Here is a 2,701-nt window from a genome sequence, read left to right as displayed (position 1 = left end):
TCACATCAAGGCAGTTAATGGCAACTATGCCTACACTGAACTTGGTAGTGCGGCAACATACGACATCACGCCAGCCGCCGCAACTTATAAACTAACCGGTACGGATACGAAGGTTTATAACGGTACTGCCACGGATATCAAAGATATCTTGGGCAAGTACAGTGTGGCTTTAACAGCCGGTGGCACGTACACGTTGGTTGATGGTGATATTACATTCGCTGATGCTACAGTGAAGAATGCTAAGACTGGTTACGTTGTTAAGTTGACGCAAGCCGGAATTGATCACATCAAGGCAGTTAATGGTAACTATACCTACACCGAACTTGGTAGTGCCGCAACATACGACATTACGAAGCGTAAAGTTAAGGTTACTGCTGATGATAAAGAGAAAGTCTTCGGCGCAGCAGATCCAACCTTAACTTCAACGACGGAAACTGCCGATGGCGACCACGGTGTCGTTGCCGGTGAAACGATTGACACGACGTTAGCACGTGATGCTGGTGAAGATGTTAATACAACCACTGGTTACGCAATCAAGCCAACTGCGACAGCTGGCAAGAATGCTAATTACGATGTTGAAGTCGTTAACGGTAAGTTTAAGATTACGCCAGCTGCAGCCACTTATAAGCTGACTGGTAAAGGTACGAAGGTTTATGACGGTGCCGCAACAGACATCAAGGATGCCTTAGCTAAGTACTCAGTCACACTAACGGCTGGTGGCACCTACACATTGGTAGACGGTGATATTGAATTTGCCGATAAAGATGTGAAGAATGCCAAAACTGGCTACGTCGTTAAATTGACGCAAGCTGGGATCGATCATATCAAGGCTGTTGATACGAACTACGCTTACACTGAATTAGGCAGTGCCGCAACGTATGACATTACTAAAGCACCTGTCACAATTACCGCACCTACTTTGACCAAAGATTATGACGGTAGCAAATATACTGGTGAAGTTAAGGCGGCGATTACCGGTCAACCAACCGGTGGGGATGCTTTAGCGTTCAAGTTGACGGATATTTCAGACAAGATTCATGCGGGATCGTATGATATTAACGTTACTGATTACGGAACAAACCCAAACTATGACGTTAGTGTTGTAAAAGGTTCATTGACAATCAATCCGATCGCGGCTAACTACACGTTAACCGGTACAATCGGTAAGATTTACGATGGACAGGTTCCAGACATCGATGACTTAATTGGCAATTACACCGTTACGCTCCCAACTGGTGTGAAAACATACACCGTTCAAAAGGGTGACTTGCAATTTGTTCTGGATAATGGTGTTGCATCCGTTAAGAATGTTGCAACCTACAAAGTTGATTTAACTACTGCCGGAGTTCAGCACTTAGTTGAAAACGATAAAGATTATGAATTGCACGCACAGCCATCACAGGCGACCTATGTCATCAACAAGCGTCATGTAACGATTACGCCAGTAGATAAGAGAAAAGTTTATGATGGTTTAACGACGACTGATCCTGAGCTAGAAGCCACGACGGAAGCATTTAATGCGACTGATAAAACTGGACTTGTGGCTGGTGATTCGCTAGGTGATACACCGTTCACATTGTCACGGGTTGCAGGCCAAGATGTTGGTGCTTACGATATTTCCGTAACGGCAACTAACAACTTGAATGCAAACTACGAAATCACGCCAGCGACTGGTACGTTTACGATTACTAAGGCAACTGCAAAATATAGTCTTAGCGAAAATGCAACTAAGGTTTATGACGGCGTTACTGTTAACAACCCAGACAGTTACAAAGACAGCTACAAAGTTACTTTGACTAATGGAAAAACGTACACACTTGTTGATGGTGATCTTCAGTTTGCTACTGACGATAGCGAAGTAGTTAAAAACGTTAAGACCGGTTATAAGGTTGAGTTAACCACTGCTGGTATAGCGCATATCTCAGCCATCGAAGCCAAGAATTACGATTATGAACTTGGTACTGATACAGCTACGTTTGACATCACAAAACGTTCCGTCAAGGTTACAGCCGACGATAAGACGAAGGTCTTTGGCGCAAATGATCCAGCCTTAACGTCAACAACTGAAGTTGCCAATGGTGACCGAGGTGTCGTTGCCGGTGAAACAATCGATACAACACTTGAGCGTGATGCGGGTGAGAACGTTAATACAACAACAGGTTACGCGATCAAGCCAACTGCGACAGCTGGTAAGAATAGTAACTACGATGTTGAAGTCGTTAATGGTAAGTTGACAATCACACCTAAGCCATTAGATCCAGCAACACCAAATACACCTGATAATCCAGCGAAACCTGGTAACCCAAGTGACAACGACCCGTTGAGCACATCAATTGTGATCAAGGGAGCCACGAAGGTTTACGACGGGGACGCAAGTAAAGATCCAATCACCTACACAGTTGTTGGACCAACTGGTTACAAAGACTTTGTTGTTCCTGCATTAACGGCTGATGATTTCGACTTGAGTGGGATTACGAGTCAAAACGTTGGTAAGTACGTGGTTAAGTTGAGTGCTTCTGGAATCACGAAGATTCAAAACGCCAACACTAACTACAGCTTTACAGATGCCGATATTCAAAGTGGTCTGTTCGTGATCACACCAGCTACTGTGACTGTGACAGCACCAACTGTAACTAAGGTTTACGATGGCAAGCCTTACGGGACCATTACTGGAACAGTAACGGGTAAGCCAACGAACGGC

1 protein-coding gene is annotated in these 2,701 nt (G+C 44.6%); it reads left to right on the top strand.

Annotation, left to right across the window (positions count from 1 at the left end):
* Positions 1-2,701, top strand: a 2,701-nt coding sequence (locus tag IV55_RS05570; protein ID WP_162260732.1) for an MBG domain-containing protein, incomplete at both ends; no start/stop codon positions are given.

Source organism: Furfurilactobacillus siliginis, from assembly GCF_001437435.1.
Taxonomy (GTDB): Bacteria; Bacillota; Bacilli; order Lactobacillales; family Lactobacillaceae; genus Furfurilactobacillus; species Furfurilactobacillus siliginis.
Note: the sequence above shows the minus strand (reverse complement) of the source record. Positions and strands in the feature narration are given on the sequence as shown.